A 26,328-nucleotide genomic window follows, 5' to 3' on the forward strand; every position below is an offset into this window, starting at 1 on the left:
GTTGTGGTGTTTGCTGCGGTTTCCTTTTTTCCCTGTCTTTGTCGTTTGTTGGGGAGCCATCCTCCGAAATGTCTGCCCGACTTTCCGTTGGAGGAGAACCTTCAGTCGCCCCAAAAGCGCCCAAAAGATCCCTGAAACGAGTGGCTGAGGAAAAGGTGACAATGCCCTCCAGCATCGTGCGGATCTCTGCTGGCAGCACGGTATAAGGCGACACCAGCCGGGCCGCCAGCTCAACACCCTGGAAAAAGCTACTGTCCTGCCCATCGGGGCTGCCAAAAGTGAAGGCAGGACCTTCATCCGGTTGTGCCGACGGCTGCGTCCCGGGAGGAATATAACCGGGATGAAGCGACCGCAAAAACAGGATCGGAACGCGCCAAACGGCGACCGTTAAAAACCCGGCAAATAGCCCGCCATTCTCCGTTGGCTGATCGGGTACGGGCCCAGAAGCAATGGGTGTGCCTGTGGACTGAACGGCAGGTTGGGATATCAAAGTTATTACCTCACAAAATAATGAGGCAAGGATAGACAAGGCTGAGGCATCAAAAAGAACCGTTTGAATTATCCGCAACGGGTAATGTACAAGAATTTTATAAAACAGGAAAAAGCCGGGGGGATCAGGTCCCGAACTGCGTAATGAGTCAGTCGCCGGCTGCCTTGCTAAAGTGTTTCGATATAATTCTGGCTGCATTAATAATCAGGCGCTCTGGCGGTTCTCATTCTGCGGGGACTGTAAATGTCAATCTCTTCATATATGTGTTCATGCTGGTGCCCCCCCTTACCCCCGGCTTCCTCAAGTAACATCATCGGTTGATCAACCGCCTCCTGTGCCTGACCCGCTTTATTGACTGCTACCAGCTCCTGCCAGCCACCGGCAGCGTCGGGGGATGATCTGCGACAACAATGACGATAGATGTACCCCCCCACCACACCTGCCAACACAACAGACGCGGCAGCCCCCAGGGCAATACCGGCTATTGTACCGGTACTCAGGGTAGTCGCCAGCGGTGCCGCACTGGTGGGCAGTGTCATGGTGGCCCCTGGGATGCTCATGGTGGTGTTCGATGTCGTCGGCACCGGTGCTGGCGTGGTCGTTACTACAATGGTGTTGTTCGATGCCGTCTCCACCGGTGCTGGCGTGGTCGATACTACTGTTGGTGACGTTGGGCGGGAAGTTGGAGTGTTTGTAGAAGTTTTGGTTGGGATGGTTGTCGGTTCAGGAGGACAATCATCAAAGGAACCGGAGACAGTGTCACTTGATAATGCCGAAGAATAACAGTGCGTGGGCTGGCAATTCGACTTCACCAGGCGGGGGAACAGGTGGGGGTCAATATCTTCACAGAAATGACCCAGCAACCTATCGCAATCCCTTAAACTCTTGGAATTGTTCTCTTGCTCTATGCCGTTAAATCTGACATTACAGAAAGTGTGTTGAACTCCTGCTCCGATTTTATGACGTATACTGCTCTGATCACCTTCGACGGTGCTCTTTACCGCCATAGTGTTGTCAACATTGCCATTTCCGACCCCGAAACCGGCAAGACCACTGGATTTAACCGTGTTGTTGAATGACTTGGTGTTATCAACGGTTTTATGGGTTTTATAAGGAACGGAACTCCCTGCCCCGATACCGCTATAAGCGGAATCACCGGAGGCTTTCACTGTGCAATTGATCGCTATGGTGTTGTCAGCAGCCCCTTTTCCCGCCCCAATACCGGCTGTTGTATCACCGGTTATTTTACCGCTGCGACCGAAGTTTTTCACATCACAGTTCATTGCTGTGGTGTCGGTAGCGTATCCTTTACCCACCCCAATGCCGATATTCCCCTTGGAACCGTAGTTTTCCACCTCGCATTTTATTGCCAGAGTATTGGTAGCTTCATCTTGTCCCGCCCCGATACCGGCATTACTCCCATTACCGAAGGTTTCTATCCTGCAGTTCATTGCTTTGGTGTCGGAAGCTTTACCAGACCCCACCCCGATACCGGCATTACCGAAAGAACCGTAGTTTTTCACATTGCAGTTGACTGCTTCGGTCTTATCGACTCCTTTCCTATCATCAACACGCCCCGCCCCGATACCGGCATTACCTCCGGACGTTTCCACCTTGCAGTTCGTTGCTTTGGTCTCTAAAACCTTGCCCTTATAAACACGCCCAACCCCGATACCGGCATTTCCGAAAGAACCGGAGTTTGTCACATTGCAGCCCTTTGCTATGGTGAGGCGAACCCTGCCCTCATCAACGCGCCCCGCCCCGATACCGGCATTACCTCCGGACGTTTCCACCTTGCAGTTCGTTGCTTTGGTGTCGAAAACGCTGCCATTATTAACACGCCCCACCCCGATACCGGCATCACTGGAGGTAGTATTCACCTTGCAGTTTTTTGCATTCGTGTCATAAACCTTTCCACCATTATGCACATATCCCGCGCCAATACCGGCATACGCAGATGAACCGGAAGTTGTCACGTTGCAGTTTACTGCGGTCGTATTTCTAACAGTTCCTCCCTTAACTTCGCCCACGGCAATACCCGCGCTTGCCTTTTTACCCTCGGTATCAAGGACAGAACCTTCAACGTAAATATCCCTGATTACGGCTTTGGTGCCTGACATTTTACAAGCGGCTACCCCGATCGAAGCTGTTCTACCTCTTGTCTGTACATCTGGATTTATAAAGCGCAGCTTAAGAACTTTACCCTCCAGATTTTCCATCAGACATTGGCGAAGACCACGAATGGTATAATCCTGACCATCGTACTTACCGGTAAATGCATCGGCTTTATTGCCGATTGAGCGGAACGAGCGGGTAACATTAATATCCGCAGTCTGCCGGTAAGTACCATTCAGTAGGTAGTTTGGGTATTTCGGATCACCAATCTTGCCCAGGGTTGTGGCATTCGGCACATCAATAATCGGCACTTCTGTTTTACTGCCGGATGAGGATGCAGCAGCCGCAGCGCTCAGGCTGGACAGGGCACCCAGTGCCACGGCGGCTTTCGGTAGCTGGCCAAGGCCGACGGAGGCGGTGGCTGGTGGGCTGGTTCGTTGTGGTGTTTGCTGCGGTTTCTTGTTTTTCCTGTCTTTGTCGTTTGTTGGGGAGCCATCCTCCGAAATATCTGCCCGACTTTCCGTTGGAGGAGAATCTTCAGTCGCCCCAAAAGCGCCCAAAAGATCCCTGAAACGGGTCGCTGCGGAAAAGGTGACAATGCCCTCCAGCATCGTACGGATTTCCGCTGGCAGCACGGTATAAGGCGACACCAGCCGGGCCGCCAGCTCAACCCCCTGGAAAAAGCTGCTGTCCTGCCCATCGGGGCTGCCAAAAGTGAAGGCCGGACCTTCATCCGGTTGTGCCGACGGCTGCGTCTCGGGAGGAATATAACCGGGATCAAGCGACCGCAAAAACAGGATCGGAATGCGCCAAGGGGCGACCGTTAAAAACCCGGCAAATAGCCCGTCACTTTCCGTTGGCTGATCGGGTACGGAGCCAGAAGCCATGGGTGCGCCTGTGGACTGAACAGCAGGTTGGGATATCATAGTTATTACCTCGCAAAATGAAGCAAGGATAGACAAGACTCAGGCATCAAAAAGAACCGTTTGAATTATTCGCAACGGGCAAAGCGCAAAAATCGTATAAAACAGGAAAAAGCCTGGGGATAGGACCTGGACTGCAAAATGAGTCAGCCGACGGGTCCCCTGATACAAGGTTTACACCTTAGACTCCTTGTAATGATCTATAGCAGTTCTCATTCTGCTGGAATTACTAATATCAACATATTCATATATGCCAGTATCTTCACCGAAAGGTTTCTCTCTTGCCTCACTCCTGGCGGCTTCTATTATCGGTTGACCAATCGCCTGTTGTGCCTGACCCACAGTATTGATGGTCACCAGCTCCTGCGGGTCATCGGCAGCGGATGACCTGCGATAACAATGACGATAGATGCATACACCTGCCAGCACAAAGGCAGAAGCCCCCAAGGCGATACCGGCTATTGCACCAGTACCCAGGGAACTCGCCAGCGGTGCCGCACTGGCAGGCAGCGCAATGGTACCCCCCGGCAGGTTGGTAACTTCCATGGTAGTGTTCGACGCCGTCGCCATCGTTTCTGTCACCGGTGAGGGTGTGGCCGTGACTATTGGCGGCGTAGGGCTGGAAGATACAGGGCTGGAAGATACAGGGTTGCATAACTCCGCCCGCTCATCCGAGCCATCATCACAATCTTCAACGCTATCACATTCATAATAGGCAGGAAGACATTCGCCGCTATTACAAATAAACCGCCCTAAGTTGCTACATTCACCCTCTGTGCAGTTCTTTTCATCGGAGTCATCATCACACTCGAAATAACCATCGCATCGAGAGCTGTCAGAAAAACATTGCCGCCCGTTATCACAAATAAAACGCTTTAAGTTGTTACATTCCTCCTGTGTGCAGTTATATTCATCGGAGCCATCAGTACATTCCACCTCAGGATCTTCAGAACTTCCATCACATCGATATTTGTTACTAATGCATTGGCCGTTGTCACAGCGGAATTGATTAACAGCGCATGCCGCCTGAGGCTCTGTGGCTGGGGCGGAAGTTACAGTATGTGCAGACGTTGTATTCTCTTCTGGTGTTGCGACTTGTGCACCCACAGCGGTCAGGCCGGACAGGACACCCAGCGCCACGGCGGCTTTCGGTAGCGGGCCAGTCCGGACGGAGGCGATGGCTGGTGGGCTGGTCCGTTGTCGTACTTGTTGCGATGTCTTTTTTTTCCTTCCTTTGTCGTTTGTTGGGGAGCCATCCACCGGGCTGTCTGCCCGGCTTTGCTCTGGTAGCGAACCTTTCGTCGCCCCAAAAGCGCCCAAAAGATACTTGAGCCGGGTCGCTGCGGACAGGGTGACAATGCCCTCCAGCATCGTGCTGATCTCTGCTGGCAGCACAGTATAAGGCGACACCAGCCGGGCACCCAGCTCAACCCCTTGGAAAAAGCTACTGTCCTGCCCATCGGGGCTGCCAAAAGTGAAGATCGGACCTTCATCCGGTTGCGCCGACGGCTGCGTCCCGGGAGGAATATAACCGGGATGAAGCGACCGCAAAAACAGGATCGGAACGCGCCAAGGGGCGACCTTTAAAAACCCGGCAAATAGCCCGTCACTTTCCGTTGGCTGATCGGGTACGGAGCCAGAAGCCATGGGTGCGCCTGTGGACTGAACAGCAGGTTGGAATATCATAGTGATTACCTCGCAAAATAAGGCAAGGATAGACAAGACTCAGGCAGTTAAAAGAACCGTTTGAATTACTTACAACGGGGTTGCGTAAGAATCTTATAAAACAGGAAAAATGGGGTTCTACATTGGCAAAAAGGTTCGGTATGCATTCCCAAGGGGAGGGTGGGAGACTAGTACATGGTTTCAATGAGTTTGACGTGTACAATCTCCGCTCACCCTGAGCGGAGTCGAAGGGTGCCTGGTACGATCTATCAGAGTCCGGAGTTTCCGCCTTTAGGCCCTATGGGTCCTTCGATGCTTCGACAAGCTCAGCACTCAGGACGAACGGAGTGCGGAGGCACGACAATCCGCCAAACTCATTGAAACCACATACTAGACCGTTGACCAAAAAAGCCCGGACAAAACCGGGCTTATGTATGGTAATAGAAAGTGATTAAAACAGACGCCTCAAAACGCCGTTCAAACCCTTTCAAAAATGGTAGTGATACCCTGACCAAGACCAACACACATGGTTGCCAGCCCCAGGGTGCCGCCATTCTGTTTCATCACATTCAGCAGCGTTCCGGAAATTCGGGCACCGGAGCAGCCAAAGGGATGACCGAGCGCAATGGCACCACCATTGAGGTTAACCTTTTCCTCCATCTTATCCAGCACTTTAAGGTCTTTCAGGACGGGCAGTGCCTGGGCAGCAAACGCCTCATTCAGCTCGATATGATCAATATCATCAATGGTCAGGCCGATACGCTTGAGGGCTTTCTTACTGCTGGGAACCGGTCCATAACCCATAATGGAAGGGTCAACTCCGGCAACTGCCATGGCCCTGACCACCGCCATGGGCTGCAGACCAAGATCCTTGGCCCGCTGGGCAGACATCACGATCATACAGGAAGCGCCATCGGTAATCTGTGAAGATGTTCCTGCGGTCACTGTCCCCTTGGGGTTAAATGCAGGCTTAAGCTGTGACAGGGCTTCTACCGTTGTTTCCGGACGAATGGTTTCGTCCTGAGTGAAAAGACGAAGGTTGCCGTCTGCATCATGCCCCTGCATCGGGATAATTTCATCTTTGAAGTTACCCGCTTCGGTGGCAGCCCAGGCCCGCTGGTGTGACCGGGCACCAAATTCATCCTGTGCCTGGCGGCTGATGCCGTGCATACTGCCCAGCATTTCTGCGGTCAGGCCCATCATACCGGCAGCCTTGGCACCGTATTTGGACAACCTTGGATTCGGGTCAACCCCGTGCATCATGCCCACATGCCCCATGTGCTCGACACCACCGACCACAAAGACATCACCGTTATTGGTCTGAATTGCCTGAACGGCTGTCTGCAGGGCACTCATGGAGGATCCGCACAAACGGCTGACCGTCTGGCCTGCGGAAGTATTGGGAATGGGTGACATCAGCGATGCCATTCGGGCGATATTCCAACCCTGCTCCAGGGTCTGGTTGACGCAACCCCAGATGACATCTTCCACCTCAGCCGGGTTCAGTTCAGGATTGCGGTTAAGTACGCCGGTAATCAACTCGGCAGACAGGTTGTCAGCACGGACATTACGATACATGCCGCCCTTGGAACGACCCATGGGGGTACGCCCGTAGTCAACAATTACAGCATCTCTTGGATTCAGGCTCATGATATTCTCTCTTTTATAGTCCCTGAAAATGGTTCAATAACGTAAGACAGACCCATCAACCGTAGAAGGTCTTACCTTCACGAGCCATTTCCCGAAGTTTGTCAGTGGGCGCATACAGTGGGCTGATATGAGCGTACTTGTCGGCAAGCTCGACAAACTCCGCCACACCTATGGTGTCAATATACTTCAGGGCACCACCACGGAAGAGAGGGAAGCCAATACCCATAATCAGTGCCATATCCGCTTCAGCGACGGAATCAACAATGCCATCTTCCAGGGTACGAACGGTTTCCATGCACAGTGGGACCATCATGCGGGCGATGATTTCCTCATCGTCAAAAGGTTTTTGCTCAGCACACACCTCACTGAACAGGCCATAAACCGCCTCATCGACCACCTTCTTCGGCTTGCCTTTTTTATCCTGTTCGTACTTATAGAAACCGGCACCGTTTTTCTGGCCATAGCGCTGGTTTTCATACAACACATCAACAGCGGTTTTGAAGTCGCGCTTCATGCGATCCGGATACCCGTCAGTCATGACGCTTTGACCATGGTTACCGGTATCAATACCCACCACATCCATAAGATAGGCAGGGCCCATTGGCCAGCCAAAGCGCTCCATGACCTTATCCACCTGCTGGAAATCGGCACCATCACGGAGCAAGCCAGCGAAGCCACCAAAGTAGGGGAACAGGACACGGTTCACCATAAACCCAGGGCAGTCATTAACCACCACCGGCGTTTTACCCATCTTGCGGGCGTACTCAACCACGGTGGCTACGGTGGCATCACTGGTCTTCTCGCCACGGATAACCTCAACCAATGGCATCGCATGAACAGGGTTAAAGAAGTGCATGCCACAGAACTGTTCCGGACGTTTCAGGTCCCTGGCCAGTTCATTGATGGAAATAGTGGAGGTGTTGGACGTCAGAACAGCGTTCTCTGACACCTGGTTTTCTACGTCGGCCAGAACGGCTTTCTTGACCTTGGGATTTTCCACAACGGCTTCAACAACAACATCGACGCCCTCGAAATCACCATAGGACAGCGTAGGTACAATCTTATTCAGTACACTGCCCATTTTGCCGGCATCCATCCGCCCCCGGGAAACCCGCTTGGAGAGGAGTTTGGTGGCTTCGGAAAGACCAAGGTCCAGACCTTCCTGATTGATATCTTTCATCAGGATGGGCGTACCTTTCAGGGCAGACTGATAGGCGATACCACCACCCATAATGCCCGCACCCAACACCGCAGCCTTATTGGTTTCAGCGGCAATACTGGCGGACTCTTTGGCTTTTTTCTTAAGGAACTGATCGTTCAGGAACAGGCCAACCAGGGCATTACACACTGAAGACTTGGCCAGTTTAAGAAACCCTTTGGCTTCTACTTCAAGGGCCTTGTCACGGTCCATGAAGGCATGTTTCTGGATGGTTTTGACGGCCGCTATCGGTGCCAGCATGTGTGGCCCGGCCTGCTGTTTTACCACGGCAGATGAGGTTTCAAACACCATCATCGATTCAATCGGCGGCAGTTTCAGCTTGCCTTTCTTCTCCTGCTTTCTGGCCTGATAATCCAGTTCACCATCCAGGCAGCGACGCACCAGGGCTACCGCGGAATCTTTCAGCTTCTCAGGCGCAACCACTGCATCAACGGCTCCTGCTTTCAGCGCGGCATCGGGGCGATACTCTTTGCCACTGGCAATCCACTCAACGGCATTATCCGCACCAATCAACCTTGGCAACCTGACGGTACCACCCCAGCCCGGATAGATACCCAGCTTGACTTCCGGCAAGCCAACCTTGGCCGCTGTGGAAAGAACCCGGTAATCGGCACACAGGCAGATCTCAAAACCGCCTCCCAGGGCAATGCCATTCACGGCAGCGACTGTTGGTATGTCAAGATCTTCAAAACCGGAGAAGACCTTATTGACCGCCATCACTCCGGCCAATAATGTCTCATCATCCTGCTTGAAGGTCTGGGTGAATTCATTGATATCAGCACCAACGATAAATACATCCTTACCACTGGTGAGAATAAGGCCTTTAACCGTTTCGTCAGCACGGATGGCCTCCAGCGCAGCATCCAGATCCTCAATAGCAGAGTGACTGAACTTATTGACACTTTCGCCTTCGAGATTGAACTGCAGTTCGGCGATACCATCTTCCACAGGCAAAACCCTGAATGCCTTCCCCTGGTAGATCATGAACTTCTCCTTTCGGATTGAAGATAGACAGGCTAACCATACTGCGGCGACCAACCTTTCACAGGGCTGATGCGAGTGTTACATGAACTATGGCAGCTATCTGATTATTATTGCTTTACTTCCTGACTTGACCCTGGTCTTTACCAAGTGCATCCCAGCAAATTCATACGACTGTTTGAATTTAGTGCCTACCTTCTGTGAATTAGTATTTAAAGTCAAGCCTGAAACACCATGAAGATGCCACCTTTGTCACACAGTTACACAAGATTACTCATCCAGAAAATAGCCACTTCCGAATCCGGATCATGGCTGATGGAAAATTACCGGACAGACAGCTAATAAAACGATGAATAAAACCAGGATAGGCCTTACAATGGAAATGCCATGACTTTAGAAGCATTCATGCCCTCCATGAACTCCTCAATCCATCTTATTGATGATCCTGAGGAATCGCGACAGCGGTCTGGCCATCCAGATGTTACAGGGCGGATCACTTTTTGCATCTATTCAAGAAGGAAGACAGCTTATGAGCCTCTACAAGCATATTCTGGTTGCGATCGATTTGTCCGACGAAGCCGATGAGGTGCTCGAGAAAGCCAAATCCATTGCCGAAAAACACCAGGCGAGACTGACCATGGTTCATGTTGTCGAGCCACTCAGCGTTGCCTATGGCAGCGATATACCTCTCGACCTCACCACCTTGCAGGATGAAATCACCGAACAGGCAAGAGAACGCATCGCCCGCCTGGCCGATTCCATCCAGCTGAAGAAAGGTGAACAGCATGTGGTCTATGGCCGACCCGAGCGTGAGGTTCACCGGATTGCCGAAGAGTCAGACGTTGACCTGATTGTGGTTGGCAGCCACGGCCGTCATGGACTGGCACTGATTTTAGGTTCTACATCAACCAGCATCCTTCATGGTGCCGGTTGTGATGTACTGGCAGTGAGAGTCGGTAAAAACAGTTAATCCTGTTATCAAAAGAGCCACATTCAACATCTGTGGCTCTAGTGCAGCTAAGCGCTGTTACCCATACCGTTCGTCCTGAGCTTGTCGAAGGGCGGAAACTCCGGACTCTGATAGATCGTGCCAAGCACCCTTCGACTCCGCTCAGGGTGAACGTGGTGTACGGGTAATAACGCTTAGCTGCACTAGGAGTCTGACCGAGAATACCTACATATTATCCAACTCTTCCCACCGTTCCATTTTCTGTTCTATCAGCTCATTAAGCTCAGCCAGCCTGTTAAGCACAGTCTGGACTTCGGACTGATCTCCCTGATAAAAACTCGACTCAGCGGTTTGAGCTTCCAGCTGACCCAGCTCTTCTTCAAGTGCCTCAATCTCCTCCGGCAAAGCATCAAGCTCACGCTGCAGTTTGTAGCTGAGTTTCTTTTTCACCGGCTTGCTGGTGGCTTCAGGCTGACTGGGTGGCGCTTTCGCCTTTTCCTCTTTTTTCACCACCTGCGGTTCCGCTACCAGGCTGGAGATCGAACCGCCCTGGTGCAACCAGTCATCAAATCCACCCACATACTCACTGATATGACCACCTGGTTCAAACACCAGAGTACTCGATACCACATTATCCAGGAATGTCCGGTCGTGACTGACCAGCAGAATAGTGCCAGTGAAATCCACCAGCAAGGATTCCAGAAGCTCCAGAGTCTCAACATCAAGGTCGTTGGTAGGCTCGTCCATTACCAGCAAATTGGCGGGTTTACTGAACAAACGCGCAAGCAACAATCGGTTTCGCTCCCCACCGGAGAGCGCCTTGACCGGCACACGACAACGACCGGGTGGAAACAGGAAGTCTCCCAGGTAGCCAATCACATGTCGGCTTGAGCCATTAATTGTGATGCTCTCACGACCTTCAGCCACGTTATCAATCACGGTTTTTTCAAGGTCCAGCTGATTACGCAGCTGGTCAAAATAAGCCACCTCAAGCCTGGTCCCCATTTTGACAGACCCCGCTTCCGGCTTGAGATTGCCCAGAAGGATACTGAGCAGCGTTGACTTCCCTGCCCCGTTGGCACCAATCAAGCCAATCTTGTCACCGCGCATCAACCGGAGATTGAAGTCGTTGATGACGGTATGCTGATCAAACGACTGGGCAATATGCTTGGCCTCCAGCACCAGCTTGCCTGACGCTTCGCCCTGCTCCAGTCCAAAGCTGGCATTGCCCTGCACCTCACGGCGCTGACGACGCTCCTCCCGGAGTTTTTTCAGGTCCCGAACCCGCCCTTCGTTACGGGTACGGCGAGCTTTAATCCCCTGGCGAATCCACACCTCTTCCTGCGCCAGTTTTTTATCGAACAGGGCATTTTGCTCAGTCTCTACTTCAAGAGCATGAGCTTTACGCTCCAGGAAGGTTTTATAGTCACACTCCCAGCTGGTGAGCTGCCCGCGATCCAGCTCAATAATGCGGGTCGCCAGCGACTGGAGAAATGATCGGTCGTGGGTAATAAACAGCAAGGCTCCGGAGAAATCTTTCAGCTGTTTCTCAAGCCAGTCAATGGCAATAATATCAAGATGGTTCGTAGGCTCATCCAGCAACAGAAGATCAGGGTCGCCCACCAGCGCCCTGGCCAGTTCCACCCGCCGACGCCAGCCACCGGACAGTTCTTTCATCTGTTTTTCCGCCGGAAGCCCCAGCTTCTGAATAACCGTATCCACCTTCTGGCTGAGGCTCCAGCCATCCACGGACTCCAGCTGCTGCTGGACTTTCTCCAGTGCTTTCATATCCGCGTCAGTGCTGATATTCATGGATAGGGTGTGGTAACGACTGATCAGTTCACCAACCGCCTCAAGGCCTGAGGCGACCACATCATAAACTTTCTTTTCATCCTGGTCAGGAAGGTCCTGATTCAAAACCCCTACCTTCAGACCAGGCTTACGCCAGAGGGTGCCATCATCAGGCAGGATTGTGCCAGACACCAGCTTCATCAAGGTAGATTTGCCTGCGCCATTGCGGCCCAATAAGCAGACTCTCTCACCTTTTCGAATCTGAAACTCGGTATGATCCAGCAGGGGTTGGTCACCATAAGCCAGGCTGACCTTTTCGAATCTAAGTAACGGCATTATCCATCCAGGAGGTGAAGTCCTTTGCCAGCTATCCGCACCTGCAAAGGTTTAACAACCGAAAGTGTTGAAAAAAACAAACTAGAATAACGCCAACCACCGGCAATGGGTAGCATGTATCACTGTTTTTTCAGACAAATCGCGACAATCAAAGCCATCAACTGACAAAGCAATAACGGCACAAAAGCCAGCTGGTAGTCCTCAATGGACAAGGCACCCAGGCCATCATGCCCGAGCCCTTCCAGGATAAACCCGATAATCAGCTGCATAACCGGACCTGCCAGCAGCATGGAACCATTGGTAATCGCCAGCAGGACGCCAATCCGTTCCGGCGGACTGATGCTTTTCACCACAGAGAATGCCAGCATATAGCCAACACTGCTGATCCCTGCCATAAAGCAGATCATGGCCATAAGCATCATGGAACATGGGCAGAAGATCAGCAAACTGAACAACACAGGAGAAGCGATAGCGCAAACCACCATCACTTTACGCATTGACCCAACCAGGCAGGCCAGCCAGCCCAGCAGAGGAGCACCAATAGCGGCACCGACAAAAATCAAAGCAACCATATCAGCCACCGCTTCCTGCTCGCCGGGAAAACGCTCATAGAAGAAAGGGATCCCCCATAAACCAGCAAAACTGGTGATGACGGCAAACAGGCCAAAACCATACAAACAGCACAGGATTAAAGAAGCCCGATCAAATGGCGTCTTTTCGCTGGGGGCAGACTCAGCCCCCCCCCCACACGTCACATCATGCAACCTGGCATCACTGACGGAGACCGGCGGCGTACTTTGCACAAACACGGCAATCAGGGCAGCAAGTACAGCACCAAAAATGGCGGCGGCCTGCATGGCACCCTGCCACCCATAGGCTTCCATAAGATTTGGCAGTATCAGTGGGCCAAGCCCACCGCCGGCCAGACCAAACGCTTCAATAGCCCCCGCAAGGGTTGGAAAATAACGCTCGGGAAACCAGCGACTGGCCAGATTCATGCATACCACAATCACCGGGGAGGTCATCACGCCCATAAACGCCCGGGATGCACTGGCTGACAACAGGGTTTCAGAAACGCTGAACCAGTAACAGCCAATCGCCATAAATACACAGCAAACCACCAGCAATAGCCGGGCATTGCAATGATCTGCCAGGTAGCCTCCCGGAACCTGAAACAGCAGATAAAAGCAGAGGAAACTGCTGGTTAACCAGCCGATATCTGCCACATCAAGATCGAAAGCCGACATCAACTGAGGCACCATCACCGATGGTGCCCCCTGAAGCATGAATTGATACGAACAGAACAATGCTGCTATTGAGCAGATAATAATGCCTCTGAGGCTTATAGAACTTGTCGCCACCGTACTTACTCCCTAACTATCCCTAATACCCTTTCCCTATATAAAATGTCTTCAACATGGGGTCAGAGCAGGGTTAGATTAGATGACAATTAATAAGTTCATTAAAAAATCACCAGAGTAGACAGAAATTTAAAACTATTAACCATAAATGGCTTTAAGAGGCAGACTTAAAGCCCGAAAACAGGGGAAAAATAATATTTTCCACAATCAGAGCAAATGCTCTGGAATTCTGAAAGTAAACGGCTGTTCTTATGCGCAACAATAGTCTCTGAGGCTAAGGGATAATACGCTCAATGACCCTGCCCATTCCGGGAGCAAGAATATCCGCCTCCAGGACCAGAGCCATGCCGGTTTGGAAGGAAGGGCCAATCTTAGGGGTTCCGTCGCATAGTAAACCGGTCAGATAACCGACTATGGGCATATGACTGGCCAATAGTACTACACCGGAATCCGGGAGAGCGGCGAGCACTTTTGCCGGGTTACCATCAGGCTCCAGCTCGTCCAGCGTTGCAACCCTGAGCCCAAACGCCTCTGCCGCGATATGAGCCGTTTGCTGAGCCCGAAGATACGGGCTGGCAAGCACACAATCTACCCGCTGAGCAGCCAATAAAGCAACGGTATCCCTGACTTCACGGACACCCTGCTCAGTAAGCTCCCTTTCCTTATCCGAAGGGGCAGACCATGATGCCTGACCGTGGCGCATAATGATAAGTTTCATGATTTAATCATTATCCGATCCGTTCAGTTCTTTCTCATCATCGCCTGACGCTCTGTCTCCACCAGGGGCAGGCCAGTCTGAGAATGGATAGGGTTTTGTATCAGAGTTGTAGGTCAGGAACCCGGCAATCTGGTAAATGTACTGATTCACTCCGGCACTGAATTTTAACAGACGATCATTGGGTTCACTCATAATAAACCCGTGAACCGCCTGAACAATTGCCATCAGCATCACCAGAAAGGCAGCAAGATAAGCCACGACGCCGAAAACCACCATAAAGACCAGCCTCAACCAACGAGACTCTGATTTAAGGTTATTAACCACTTTCTCATCCATCACGCTTCTCTCCATAGTCTGTTAAGCCCATATTCTCTAAAAAAGGTATTATTCAGCTACTGCGTGGACATAAACTCCACATCGGTTTTCTGCTCCCGCAGCATCATTCCCTTAACCAGCGCACCAATGGCATTGCCCTCAAAAATAATGCTGTACAAACCATCCACCAGCGGCATATAAACTCCCAGCTGATCGGCCTTTTGCTTTACCTGCTTCAGGGTGTTCACCCCTTCCGCCACCTGTCCCAGTTTCGCCTCAGCTTGATCAAGCGAACAGCCTTGTCCCAGGGCATAACCAACCCGGAAATTTCGACTCAGGTCAGACGTGCAGGTAGCCACAAGATCACCCACCCCGGCCAATCCCAGAAATGTCATGGGATTAGCGCCGAGCGTTACCGCAAAGCGACTCATCTCCGCAAGGCTCCGGGTAATCAGCATACTTTGGGTATTCTCACCCATGCCCAGTGCCGATCCCATGCCAGAGACTATGGCATAAATATTCTTTAAAGCACCTGCCAATTCGACACCATAAACATCTGTGTTGGAGTAAACCCTGAAGTAATCACAGTGCAAGACCGACTGTATAATCTGGCAAAGGTCTTCATCGTCACTGGCAATCACCGTGGCTGTCAGAGCCTTGGCAATGATTTCACCGGCCAGATTGGGTCCGCTCAAAACACCGATACGAGGGTTTTCCAGCTCCTCCATCAGAATCTGACTCATCAGATCAAAGGTAACGGGTTCGATACCTTTCGTGGTACTGATTACTATTTTGCCACAAAGCAGTCCATTGGTTTTTTTGACCACCTCCCGGAAAGATTTGCTGGGAATAGCAATAAAAACAATATCAGCATCAACGACCACCGCCGACAGATCCGTGCTTGCGCTAACGGAGGGATGAATCCTGAACTCGGGAAGATACCTGGCATTCACATGGTCATCATTAATACTCCTGACCTGCTCTGCATCTCTCATCCAGAGCTTCACCCTGTGGCCATTGGTGGCGGAGATATCAGCCAGAGCCGTACCAAAACTGCCGCCGCCAAGAACAGCGATTGTATATTCCCCGGCACCGTCATTTTCTGCGGTGCCATGTGGCCTGTCTGTCATATAGTTAATCCCGTTTTACCCGCAAAAACTGCATCAAAATCTCTTTGAGGTCTTCGGTAACAGCTTTATTTAATCACACCAGTAAAAAGCGTTGCACAGAAGATAGCTACCAGGAGGCTGTCCGAGAAACTGAATTTTTTTCGATTCAAGGTAAGCCTCCTCAATATTGTACGATTGTACAATGCTAGAAAACCATTCCTGACTGTATTACCTTTACTTCCCGTGTAGCAATGTAAGCCATACGCCTTCACAGACTCTTTCGCCTTTGCCAGTACTTTGCCAAATTATGCCAGTGATGCAACAGGCCTGACGCTGATCAGCTCTCTGGTAATAAAATGCTATGACACTTATCATTGGCCACTGTTTCAGTGGCTCAGTGTTGTCTTTTTGTTACAAAAAGCTCAACAGCACTATGACAGATAAAAAGCAATGGTATAGTTCATCACCGGAACGATAGTAATGCATTTTGCAAGACTTTCAGGAATAAGCGGGGTCATCGGCCCCTGATGTGAATGCCGTATCGGCAGGGAAGTCCCGATCATCACTGGCCTGATACCATGCAGGTGCTGGACCTTCCAGGAACCAATAAACGAATGAAGCAACCATCGAAATCTGGCCTCAGACAAGAAGCCGTTAGCCAGCAAGAAGCTTTCAGCAAAGAAGATTTGTTACGCTGTTCACAGGGCGAGCTTTTTGGTGCTGGTAATGCTCAGCTACCGGCCCCTGATATGTTGATGCTTGACCGCATCGTTCGCATTTCTGAACAGGGCGGAGCCTATGGCAAAGGCGAGATCATCGCAGAACTGGATATCAATCCAGACCTCTGGTTCTTCTCCTGCCACTTCCCGGGAGACCCTGTTATGCCCGGATGTCTCGGACTTGACGCCATGTGGCAGCTGGTTGGCTTCTACCTGGGCTGGATGGGCAACCCCGGCCGGGGACGCGCCCTTGGCAGTGGCGAGGTAAAATTTACCGGCCAGATTCTGCCCACCAGCAAAAAAGTAACATACCGTATTGATATTAAACGTATCATCGCACGCAAACTGGTTCTGGGCATTGCTGATGGATCAGTCAGTGTTGATGGCCGGGAAATTTACACCGCGGAAGGACTGCGGGTAGGTCTTTTCCAGAACACTGACGCTTTCTGATTCCCCTGTTCCCTCTTGCCCGCAGGACGGGAGGGAGTGCCGGGATCTGACTCTGGTTTTTTCTGACTTAAACAGGCTATTCAGGTTGACATCAATGAAACGTGTTGTAGTTACAGGGATTGGCATCACATCCTGCCTGGGTATCACCCAGGATGAGGTAGCCGAGAGCCTTAAACTTGGGCGCTCCGGTATTCGCTTCAACGAAAGCTATAAGGAGCATGGTTTCCGCAGCCAGGTGTCCGGCACAGTAGACATCGATTTCGAACAATTTATTGACCGCAAAACCCTGCGCTTCATGGGCAACGCCGCTGCCTATGCCTATATAGCCATGAAGCAGGCCATTGACGATGCGGGTTTGACTGAAGATCTGGTTTCCAACCCCCGTACCGGACTGATTGCGGCTTCTGGCGGAGCCTCGTCAGAAAATATTGTCGACTCTGCAGACATCATGAGAGAAAAAGGTGTCAAGCGCGTCGGCCCCTACCGGGTTACCCGCACCATGGGCAGTACCGTCTCGGCCTGCCTTGCCACCCCGTTTAAAATCAAGGGCGTTAATTACTCAATCACCTCTGCCTGTGCCACCAGCGCGCATTGCATTGGCAATGCCATTGAACAGATCCAGCTGGGCAAGCAGGACATCGTCTTTGCCGGTGGTGGTGAAGAAGAGCACTGGACGCAAACCGGGCTGTTCGATGCCATGGGGGCACTGAGCACCAAGTACAATGACACCCCTGAGCAGGCTTCCCGTGCCTATGATGCTGACCGGGATGGCTTCGTTATCGCCGGTGGTGGCGGCATGATTGTGGTGGAAGAGCTGGAGCACGCCAAAGCCCGTGGTGCCAGAATTTACGCTGAAATCACCGGCTATGGTGCCACTTCCGATGGCTATGACATGGTAGCTCCGTCTGGTGAAGGCGCTGCACGCTGTATGCGCATGGCCATGGAAACCATTAACGCCCCTATTGATTACATCAATACTCACGGCACCAGCACCCCGGTTGGTGATGTGGCCGAATTGAAAGCGCTTACTGAGGTATTTGGCGACCAGATGCCAGTGATAAGCTCCACCAAATCACTGTCCGGCCACTCTCTGGGTGCTGCTGGCGTTCAGGAAGCCATTTACTGCCTGCTGATGATGAAGCACAACTTCATCACCGCTTCTGCTAATGTCCAGAACCTGGATGAAGCGGCTAAAAATCTGCCCATCCTGACCGGTGAAGCCCGCGAACAAAAACTGAACCGGATTATGTCCAACAGCTTTGGCTTTGGTGGAACCAACGCCTGCCTGGTATTTGAACGTTACCAGTAATCATTTTTCCTCAGGGTTTTGCAACAGCCTCGGGACCCTGAGGATCTGGTTTCTATCCATGTATAAAGCAGTTAAGCCAATCAATAGTACATGGTTTCAATGAGTTTGACGTGCACAATCTCCGTTCAGCCTGAGCGTCCTTCGGCTCCGCTCAGGATGTACGGACGAAGGGTGCTTGGCACGATCTATCAGAGTCTGGATTTTCCGCCTTTAGGCCCTATGGGTCCTTCGACAGGCTCAGGACGAACGGAGTGCGACGGCACGACAACACGTCAAACTCATTGAAACCATGCACCAGTCACTAGATATCAGCCCTGACGATACGTCCGGGCAGCTTAATCCTGTCATATAGCGACGGCCCGAACGGGTTCCCCCCGCGCTCCAACTCAAGCTCCAGACGGGTCTGGTATTCCTTGCTGCCGAACAACAGATCAACATGATAATTTTTCTGCCACTGCTGCCCGTCAAAAACAAACCGCAGCCAGGCCCATGGCCCAGAGTACTGTTGTTGCGCCAGCACCACTGAATCATTACTCAGAGTCACATTAATCTGTTCTTCTTCAGGACCCGGCCACTGTCGTTTTTGCCAGATCATGGGGCCGTGGCGATAAACAAAACGACCATTGCTGTCCCTGAGGGAAAATTCCGAAGCATGGTTACTCAAGGCAAGCATTCGCAAACGGTAATTAACCTGAAGCGTACCGTCAGGGTTAAACAGCTGCTGTTGCAAACGCTGGGCATGATTCATCTGCTGCAACAGCATCCCTTTAACCGGCAACTGCTGGCCTTTGACGGTTTTTAAATGCCAGACACCCGGTTGCCGCGCCGGTTGCGTCTGCAGAAATGGTTTCAGGATAGCCGCAAAGTCATCCAGCAGCCCACCGGGCTTAAAGAACGCAGTAAAGTCGTTGAGCTGAATATCGTTGCCCGCGTCTGTCACCAACGGAAAACGAGAATACAGATGCTGGCTCCAGAAAGGATAGATCTCCTGTTGCCACCGCCTTTGGCAATAACGGGCAGCACCAGCAATGGCACGGCTCCAGACCTCTCCCGCCAGCTGGTTGAGCCATTGACCGGCCCGGGTATCATCACTGTCGGCCTGATGCCAGAGACTCTGCAGAATATTCTGCTTATTGCCCATCACCGTTGCTGCCAGCTGATACAGGGCAAAATCCGGATCAAAATGCCCGTTAATGTCCTGCAGCTCCTGCAAAAGCTGGTCCAGAACCGGGGTGAGCCGACTTTGCAGGTCCGCTGCATAGCCGGTGTATTCGGCAAAGGCCTGGTTGACAATGGCTGGATTATCCGGGGACACTTTTCCCACTTGCCCGGCTGGCAGCAATCGGGCAGCCTGATTCAGGATACGGTTGGCTTTAATAGCCGCAGGCGGTACTGCTCCGGGCTGCTGACCCAGAACCTTTGCACTGGCGGCTGGTGACTCTTCGGCCAGTGATGTCTCACTGGTGATCATATTGACCAGAGCCTGCAGTGCCGCGCCCCCTCTGGTCAGCAGTTTGGTTTGCTGCTCAATCTGGTCAAGGCTGATGGCCGGTTGCAACCGGATACGATGGATAAGATTATCCCAGGTGCGGATATAATCCTGAAAATAAAACTCCCGAACCCGTCGACTGATCCGCGACAGCTCAATGGCTGATATTTCTGATTCACCTTTCTGAATCCGGTTCAGGCTGATGATTTCCCGTTTCAACATCGGAGAGCTTGCCGAGAGATCCAGACGGCTATAAAGATTCCTGGTATAGAACCTGGGAATCCTGGTATTGCCACTGTCGTCTTCAGCCGTAAACAGAGTGCCGAACTCATTACCAAACAGATCCCGGGTATCCAGTGTACCGCTGAATTGTGGCAACCGGCGAAGATGGTCGTATACCAGCCGCTCCGGAGGCTTGGTTGACAATGCTTCACGGGCCCGCTCTATCAAAGCCTGATCCGGGAGAATACTTGCTGTTATCCTGTCACCCTCAAGGTGCCAGATATCCGTCAGCAGACTATCAAGCTGCCTGCCTGCCTCACCCTCCGGATCGTGCAGCAGCAATTTCCGGATATGACGGTGCAACAGCTCGATATTGCGGACTTTCGGATCAAGCAACATCAGGTAATATTGCAGGTCATCAAACAGTCCTTTGCTGTGCCGGCTCAACGCTTTGTGCAAACGGTCATGGAGATGCCGGGCCAGGGGTGATAACAGATAGTGTCGCAGCTGCTGCTGGTAAAAAACCTGGATATCATTCGCTGTCTCCCAATCCAGAAGTCCTCCATAATACATCCACCGGGAAGACTGCCGGTACATACGGTGCAATAACTGAAGACCATCCAGCAGTTGCAGCACATCACTGACAGGGATGGTATCCCCGGGAGCCTTCGGCTGGTTTGGAGCCTTCAGCTGGTTGAGAGCCTTCAGCTGGTTGAGAGCCTTCGGCTGATTCAAGGACACCATCAGCTGTTCCATGGAGTACCGGTAATCCCTGATGATCATTTTCTGCTGCGCCAGCAGCTGTTCATTGTATTCTATCTGTGACCAGCAGAAGCTCAGCCCGACAGCCAGAATGGCAACAAGAGCCCCTGACACCAGATAGATACGGGCCAGCCAAAACTTTCTGGCCATGGAATCTTCCCTGACATTCCCCATATCATTAAACAGAATTCTATTGAAAAACTGCTGACTGAAATAGCTCTGGTTGCCAGGGATCTGGGGCTGCACAGGCTGGGCCCGGAAACCGTGCAACCGGGCAATCTCCCTAGCCAGCAGGTTGATCGTACTGCCATGCTGACCACAGGAGCTGAACCAGACACCTTTCAGCTGTAGTGTTGAGACACCATAACGGGGCAGAAAAATCTCATCACAGAAAAAATGCAGGCGTTCACCCAGCAGGCTGAACTGCAGAACATAACGGACCTGTGCCTGACGGGCATTACTGTCTTTTTCCGGGTGGAGACAATCAAACAATTTATCAGACAGCTCGGTGTGGCACAGGTCAAAAGCCTCACGAAACTGTTCAGGATGGTAACCTTCCTTCAGGTAAAACCCAAAAGGCAACATCTGCCGTTGACTGCTCATACGACGGATCAGCTCCATAAAACCATTCAGCCGATCCGCCTGGGTCAGCAAAATCCAGACAGGGAGGGTATTGGCAAAACGCTGGTTAATGTACAGTAACCGCCACCGCAACTGCCGGGCCTGTTCCAGAAGGCCATTGGGATCACGCAGAAGCAACTGTTCTGTAGAGAGCGCAGCAAGAATGCCATTAAGGGGCCTTCTCGGACGTTTCTTGCGGACTAGCACCAGCAGGTGATCAAGGAGAAATTCGTCCAGCTGTTCTTTATCACGGGTATAGTACTGCCCTACCAGTTCAACGATAACCGCATGCTCACTCAGCCAGAATACGATACTGGACACCCGGTTTGGGGAAGCCGTGGCCACCTTTTCAAAACCGGCATTAATTAACCAGCTGGATTTACCGGAACCTGCAGTACCAATCATCACCAGCCAGGCCAGGGTGTAGGGCGTTTTGCCATGGCGACTGTTCAGAATTTTCCAGAGCTGGTTCCAGTCATACATTAACTGTTGTTTATATTGCGCCTTATTCTGTTCTGAAACGCCGCTTGCAGAACTGTCATCAGAGCTTGTTTCGAAAGCATGCCCGGTGGTGCCACGAGCTTTCTGGCGACGCAACACTACCCATAGGATCAGACAGCAGGCCAGCACAATAATTAACGACAGCACCCACTGCCAGACAGCGGTAAGCCAGCTTAACCACTCACCGCTGACCAGGGGGGCAAACCAGACCATTGACAGCAATAATACCGACAGCGATGCGACAATAATGATCGGATTAGTCATGACGTCATATAAAAAAGTATCAGGTCTTCTTATCAGGGCCTGCCACTGTGATCCCGGAAGATTCGGAGGGATTGCGTAAAATAGACAGCTGCACAGGTGTTGCCTGCCCCTGCTGCAATTGCAACTCAGACAGCCCGGTATAAGTGTGATTGATATACTGTATACAGAAATGGGTAACCGCCCCCGACAGCATCAGGATTGCGATAACCATTGGCAGATATTGCCGGACTCTGATCACCTTCAGCGGTCGCCAGGGTGCGCTGAGAATGGCCATGGTCTGATGCTCTCGGGGTTTCTGGTGCTCGCGGATTTCCGTGAATATGTTATCAGCAAGCTTTGCCAGCTCATGTTTATCGGTGTGCTGATAACGGCCGCAAAATCCCAGTCGCAGGAGCAGATAAAGCAGTTCAATAAAGTCAATCATTTTGGGGACATTCTGCCGCGCCTGTTCCAGCAGGACAAAAAATACTTCACCGGCATTGCGCTGCTGAAAAAGCTGCGCCACCAGGGCATGATTTTCCCAGCAGCCCGACTGCCCCCAGCCGGTATTCATTATTTCCTCATCAACGGCGGCACAGAGCGCATAACAGGTTTTCTCCATCATTCTGGGGGGGTATCCGGCTTGCAACCCACGGTTATGAAGTTCGTTAACACTTCTGACCAGATACTGGTGCAGCTCAGGCAGATTACTGACTTCCTGCTGCTGTGACAGCGTGCTGAGAATAGCCAGCAGTTCTGCCGACAGGTTGATAAGCGTATTGCTGCTGATATTGAAATTACCGAACAGGCCACTCTCGTCACGAAGCTCAGCACCAGAGCCATCCTGCGGGGCTGCCTGTTGAGTTTCTGCGATAGTTAATCCTCTATCCGCTACTAACTCATTCCCAACAGCCTGAAACCCAATACTGGACGATGTCATACTATTACCTGACTACAAAACAGTTGATAACGGTGTCTTCCGGCATCTGCTCATCCACATGAAGGGCCAGCAGGTCATGGGTTCGCACCATCTCCTGCCACAGTTCATTATCAGTGTCGATCTCGAAATAGACCGTGTTAACCTTTGCCCTCAGCTCAATGGGCGGCCCCGCCATGGCGGTGATGGGTACTGCGGTCAGTGCATTGCGAACCCGTTCAGCAATACGGTTATGACCACAGAGTTTGGCCGAATTGATAAATACCGTGCGGGTAAGGGACTGATTCAGGCTGGAGGCTACAGAAAGAATAAACCGGCCGTCGTTAAACAGGGTTCGGTCATCAATCCTGGTACGCAGTAAACGACGGAGTTGAAACAGCCGGGTATCCCAGACAAGCTCAACCACCTTGTCCTTACTGGCCTGACGCAGATTGAGCAGCAAACTGGACAGCACAGGCGCAAAGCACCCATAAATATCCAGCTCATTAAAATCGGGAAATTCTGGTGCCAGTGTCGTGTTAAAGGTGGCCAGATCCGCAGCCATAATGGCCAACATCCGGTAAAGCTCGCAGGCTGAGATACCTGACTGTTTTTCCACCAGTTTGAGCCAGGCACCATGTCGATTCAGTGCCTGCAGCCAGAGATACTCAATCTGCAGGGTCTGAAAGCTTTTCTGCTGCCCTTCTACCCCGACCTGGGTGGCAATAAATGACGCCCGTTGTCTGACCATGGCGCGAAGGTTCTGGACCTGTTCAAGCAAGTAGCGGGAGGCGCGGTAATCAAGACAGCGGGGAATAAAGGTACTGTCCAGGACCACTTCACCATCGGGATGAAATTCCTGAATATGGGCCATCGCCAGAGTGGAATAGTCATCCCGGGCCTCACCCTCAGCCATAAGGCAGGGATTCAAACGCGACAGTTCCAGCTGCACCGGTTCATTTTTGCGATCAGTACCATCATAAACACTGTGAGCCGAACTGATATATCGAACTGCTCTCGTCTTTTTCTCTTCCGGTGCCGTGTTAACACAACCGGGCTTATTCAGGGGAATGGCCAGATAGACCGTCCTGCCACAATGGCTGCTGTCCAGATCCATGGACAGTGAGACCGTCAGTTGAAAAGGCGTTCCATCGGGAAACAGGCCGCTGGCTTCACGAATAAACAGTTTGCCAGCCCGGAGTTGTTCACTGTCAATACCCAGGGAGGTAAAGCCAGCCTTGCCCGGCGCATAAATATTAAACAACTGCCGGTTATACCATTCCAGGTAGCGCTCCTGTTGCTGGAAATGCTGGGGGCTGAGAAACATCCCCTCAAGCCAGACGGCTCTGTCAACGCTATGATCCATGGGGTAGCCTGCCAACAAGACGAAGATGGTTACCGTTGATCTGTAATACCATCGAATTCTGACTGGCAGGAACAATGGATTCCAGCACCCACCAGATAGCTGACTGATAACTGGCAAACTCGGCAAAAATAGCGATAAACCGTGTTGTCCTGTCCAGCTGCAAGGTCAGCTGGCTGCCGGTATCCGGCCATACCGTGGGCAACCGGTGTTTCTTGACCAGCGTCCCCTGGAGAATGGCCACATCCTGCAGGTAGATATCCAGGAAGTCAGCATTGGCAAATAGTTCGGCACTTTGCAGTTCATACATGCGCAGCTGTAAAGGTGCCGCATCAACCTGCTGACCGCTGTTCATACCGGTGCCGTTATTGCTATCACTGTCTGCCACGATCTCCAGCGATAGCATGGTCTCAGGCTCTGGCCGAACTTCGCTGCCAGAACAGCCAGTTAATACCAGGGCCAGCAGGAGAAGAAATGAGCCTGAAATAGCATACATTGAATCAAGTCCTACCGGTTCACCGCCTCTTTCAGCCGCTGAAGAAACAGCGCCTGATAATGTCTGCCATGCATCAGGCAGCGATAGAAATTCTGATACTGTTGCCAGAAGTCGGCACAGGCTGTTTCTGATGTTTCTTTTGCACTCCCGGAAGCTGGCTCCTGCCGGTAATTCATCGGAGATAACAGCTGCTCGAGGTTATCCGGACAGAAGTCAGCCATCATTAAATCAACCGCCACCAATATGGCATCCAGCACTGCCGGCTGTTGCATAAGTTCCAAGAGTTGCCATGCTTCTGCCTGCGACAGTTCAGGCTGATGCGGTTCGGATGGCTCAGCTCCCGTTAAATTGGGGGGATCCTGTTCAATGGCTTCCGCCTGCGGCACCGGTAGCATTCTGAGATTCCGGTTTATGCTCCACTCACTCTCTTCATCATCACTGGCCAGAACATCAATAAGCGGCACTGGATGACAGCTGATCGGGGCTGTGTCAGCCGTATCAACGACGAAGTCGGAAAACGGTGATTCAATTTGCAGCTCTGGGCCATCAGGTCCGATAGATAGCGAAGATTCCTGTCGTTGTGCCTCGGGTGGTAAAAACGGATCATCAAGATGCTCTGTCCGGGAAGCTTCTTCAACGGACATAGTGTCTTCCGCGGGCAAAGGGCCCTCAAAATCCCAACTCTGAGGGGAAGACTCCAGCCCGTTATTCTCAAGCGCCAGATCCGTTTGCTCAGTGGCCAGGGATGCCATGCCGTCCCTCTGCCAGGGAGAAAAATCACTGGCCATCAGACAGTAATTGCCACAGTAGATCATATCGCCATCGCTCAACAAATAATGCCTGCTCTGCCTGGGCTGTATCGGTGTGGTATTCACCATCAGCTCACCGGATGACATATTTTCCAGGTACCATTGATTATCATCCCGGAAGATACGGATGTGACACTCAGCGATGGATTGCTGGCGATCAGGCAGAATAATCTGACAACGGTGACCCCGGCCAATCAGCACTTCACCATCAATAACATAAGACAGTGAACCAAGGGTCTCCCCTGCGGGGATACTGAGAACCATAAGTTGCATAAGCGATCTGATATGGTCGTTTGACAATCAAGTGTAGTTGCCTTGGTTTATTTCGCACGACGATTAACAGCCATATTTCGGTAGCCATTTGAAAAGAGGTCTGTTTCCCGGGGTGGGAACCGGACAATATCCAGCGCCATCAAGGTGCTCACCCCCCAATCAAAACCGTTGGCCAGCCCAAAATTACCGTTCCCCCATGAGCCGTGGTATCCCCCATACGTACCGCAGGCCGACCATTAATCAATACCGTCAAACTGCCTTTTACTATGCTATCTGGCGGACCTGCACAGATACATGGCTGCCCCAGGGTCGCAGCTGGCAGGCCGCCAATCAGTACCGTTGAGGGCAGTGGCAGAATTGGCCCGCCCACATGGGGAACAGGCACGACTGCAGGCGTCTGCATCGGACAGATATGCATATCCCCGGCCCTTGCTGCTGGCCCCATAATTACCTCCCCTTGCCGCCATCGGCAATATCAATACCCATGGCAATAAACTGCCGGTAACGTTTATTACCTTTCCGGCCATCGGGCA

At 51.9% G+C, this 26,328-nt stretch carries 19 protein-coding genes; 3 read left to right on the forward strand and 16 right to left on the reverse strand.

Annotated features, from left to right (window positions below; translation table 11 throughout):
- The 5 genes from ACO6V1_RS13930 to fadB form a co-directional block, all read right to left on the reverse strand.
- Positions 1-490: hypothetical protein (locus ACO6V1_RS13930; protein ID WP_422467244.1), on the reverse strand; the 490-nt coding region annotated here is incomplete at its 3' end.
- Positions 491-687: 197 nt separating this feature from the next.
- A complete protein-coding gene (locus tag ACO6V1_RS13935; protein WP_422467246.1) occupies positions 688-3,492 on the reverse strand; it encodes a hypothetical protein in 2,805 nt (934 codons plus the stop codon).
- A gap of 210 nt (positions 3,493-3,702) precedes the next feature.
- Positions 3,703-5,175 carry an LDL receptor domain-containing protein gene (locus ACO6V1_RS13940; RefSeq protein WP_422448040.1) on the reverse strand — a complete coding sequence of 491 codons (1,473 nt, stop codon included), beginning with the start codon at positions 5,173-5,175 and terminating at the stop codon, positions 3,703-3,705.
- Positions 5,176-5,670: 495 nt separating this feature from the next.
- Positions 5,671-6,843, reverse strand: a complete 1,173-nt coding sequence (fadA, locus tag ACO6V1_RS13945; RefSeq protein WP_422448042.1) for an acetyl-CoA C-acyltransferase FadA — start codon at positions 6,841-6,843, stop codon at positions 5,671-5,673.
- Between the two features lie 55 nt (positions 6,844-6,898).
- Positions 6,899-9,046 (reverse strand): fatty acid oxidation complex subunit alpha FadB, encoded by a 2,148-nt coding sequence (fadB, locus tag ACO6V1_RS13950; protein ID WP_422448044.1) that lies wholly within the window; start codon positions 9,044-9,046, stop codon positions 6,899-6,901.
- A gap of 526 nt (positions 9,047-9,572) precedes the next feature.
- Here fadB and ACO6V1_RS13955 point away from each other — a divergent pair.
- On the forward strand, positions 9,573-10,013 hold the full coding sequence (locus tag ACO6V1_RS13955) for a universal stress protein (RefSeq protein ID WP_269674173.1): 441 nt from the start codon (positions 9,573-9,575) through the stop codon (positions 10,011-10,013).
- A gap of 204 nt (positions 10,014-10,217) precedes the next feature.
- On the opposite strand, the gene ACO6V1_RS13960 is transcribed toward ACO6V1_RS13955, so the two are convergent.
- From ACO6V1_RS13960 to ACO6V1_RS13980, 5 genes are all read right to left on the reverse strand, one after another.
- A complete protein-coding gene (locus ACO6V1_RS13960; RefSeq protein ID WP_422467248.1) occupies positions 10,218-12,119 on the reverse strand; it encodes an ATP-binding cassette domain-containing protein in 1,902 nt (633 codons plus the stop codon).
- 119 nt (positions 12,120-12,238) lie between these two features.
- Positions 12,239-13,480 carry an MFS transporter gene (locus tag ACO6V1_RS13965; RefSeq protein ID WP_422467250.1) on the reverse strand — a complete coding sequence of 414 codons (1,242 nt, stop codon included), beginning with the start codon at positions 13,478-13,480 and terminating at the stop codon, positions 12,239-12,241.
- Between the two features lie 274 nt (positions 13,481-13,754).
- Positions 13,755-14,198, reverse strand: a complete 444-nt coding sequence (sixA, locus tag ACO6V1_RS13970) for a phosphohistidine phosphatase SixA (protein ID WP_422448051.1) — start codon at positions 14,196-14,198, stop codon at positions 13,755-13,757.
- A gap of 3 nt (positions 14,199-14,201) precedes the next feature.
- The gene (locus ACO6V1_RS13975) at positions 14,202-14,549 is read right to left on the reverse strand and encodes a DUF4389 domain-containing protein (protein WP_422448053.1); all 348 of its coding nucleotides are present in this window, start codon (positions 14,547-14,549) and stop codon (positions 14,202-14,204) included.
- 41 nt (positions 14,550-14,590) lie between these two features.
- On the reverse strand, positions 14,591-15,643 hold the full coding sequence (locus ACO6V1_RS13980) for an NAD(P)H-dependent glycerol-3-phosphate dehydrogenase (RefSeq protein ID WP_422467252.1): 1,053 nt from the start codon (positions 15,641-15,643) through the stop codon (positions 14,591-14,593).
- Between the two features lie 593 nt (positions 15,644-16,236).
- Here ACO6V1_RS13980 and fabA point away from each other — a divergent pair.
- Together fabA and fabB are read left to right on the forward strand one after the other, a co-directional pair.
- The gene (gene fabA, locus ACO6V1_RS13985; protein WP_209201228.1) at positions 16,237-16,791 is read left to right on the forward strand and encodes a 3-hydroxyacyl-[acyl-carrier-protein] dehydratase FabA; all 555 of its coding nucleotides are present in this window, start codon (positions 16,237-16,239) and stop codon (positions 16,789-16,791) included.
- A 94-nt stretch (positions 16,792-16,885) separates the two neighbouring features.
- Entirely contained in the window at positions 16,886-18,100 is a 1,215-nt protein-coding gene (gene fabB / locus ACO6V1_RS13990; RefSeq protein ID WP_101747654.1) for a beta-ketoacyl-ACP synthase I, read from the forward strand.
- A gap of 301 nt (positions 18,101-18,401) precedes the next feature.
- Here fabB and ACO6V1_RS13995 read toward each other — a convergent pair whose 3' ends face one another.
- From ACO6V1_RS13995 to ACO6V1_RS14020, 6 genes are all read right to left on the reverse strand, one after another.
- On the reverse strand, positions 18,402-21,959 hold the full coding sequence (locus tag ACO6V1_RS13995; protein ID WP_422448059.1) for a type VI secretion protein IcmF/TssM N-terminal domain-containing protein: 3,558 nt from the start codon (positions 21,957-21,959) through the stop codon (positions 18,402-18,404).
- A gap of 19 nt (positions 21,960-21,978) precedes the next feature.
- Positions 21,979-22,878, reverse strand: a complete 900-nt coding sequence (icmH, locus tag ACO6V1_RS14000) for a type IVB secretion system protein IcmH/DotU (RefSeq protein WP_422448061.1) — start codon at positions 22,876-22,878, stop codon at positions 21,979-21,981.
- 4 nt (positions 22,879-22,882) lie between these two features.
- The gene (tssK, locus tag ACO6V1_RS14005) at positions 22,883-24,220 is read right to left on the reverse strand and encodes a type VI secretion system baseplate subunit TssK (protein ID WP_422448063.1); all 1,338 of its coding nucleotides are present in this window, start codon (positions 24,218-24,220) and stop codon (positions 22,883-22,885) included.
- Positions 24,210-24,713 carry a type VI secretion system lipoprotein TssJ gene (tssJ, locus tag ACO6V1_RS14010; RefSeq protein WP_422448065.1) on the reverse strand — a complete coding sequence of 168 codons (504 nt, stop codon included), beginning with the start codon at positions 24,711-24,713 and terminating at the stop codon, positions 24,210-24,212. The genes tssK and tssJ overlap by 11 nt, the downstream gene beginning before the upstream one ends.
- Before the next feature lie 11 nt (positions 24,714-24,724).
- On the reverse strand, positions 24,725-25,795 hold the full coding sequence (locus tag ACO6V1_RS14015) for an FHA domain-containing protein (RefSeq protein WP_422467254.1): 1,071 nt from the start codon (positions 25,793-25,795) through the stop codon (positions 24,725-24,727).
- Positions 25,796-25,943: 148 nt separating this feature from the next.
- The gene (locus ACO6V1_RS14020) at positions 25,944-26,240 is read right to left on the reverse strand and encodes a PAAR domain-containing protein (RefSeq protein ID WP_422467256.1); all 297 of its coding nucleotides are present in this window, start codon (positions 26,238-26,240) and stop codon (positions 25,944-25,946) included.
- Positions 26,241-26,328: the final 88 nt, after the last annotated feature.

This window comes from Endozoicomonas sp. ALC013, assembly GCF_049310205.1.
Classification (GTDB): domain Bacteria; phylum Pseudomonadota; class Gammaproteobacteria; order Pseudomonadales; family Endozoicomonadaceae; genus Endozoicomonas.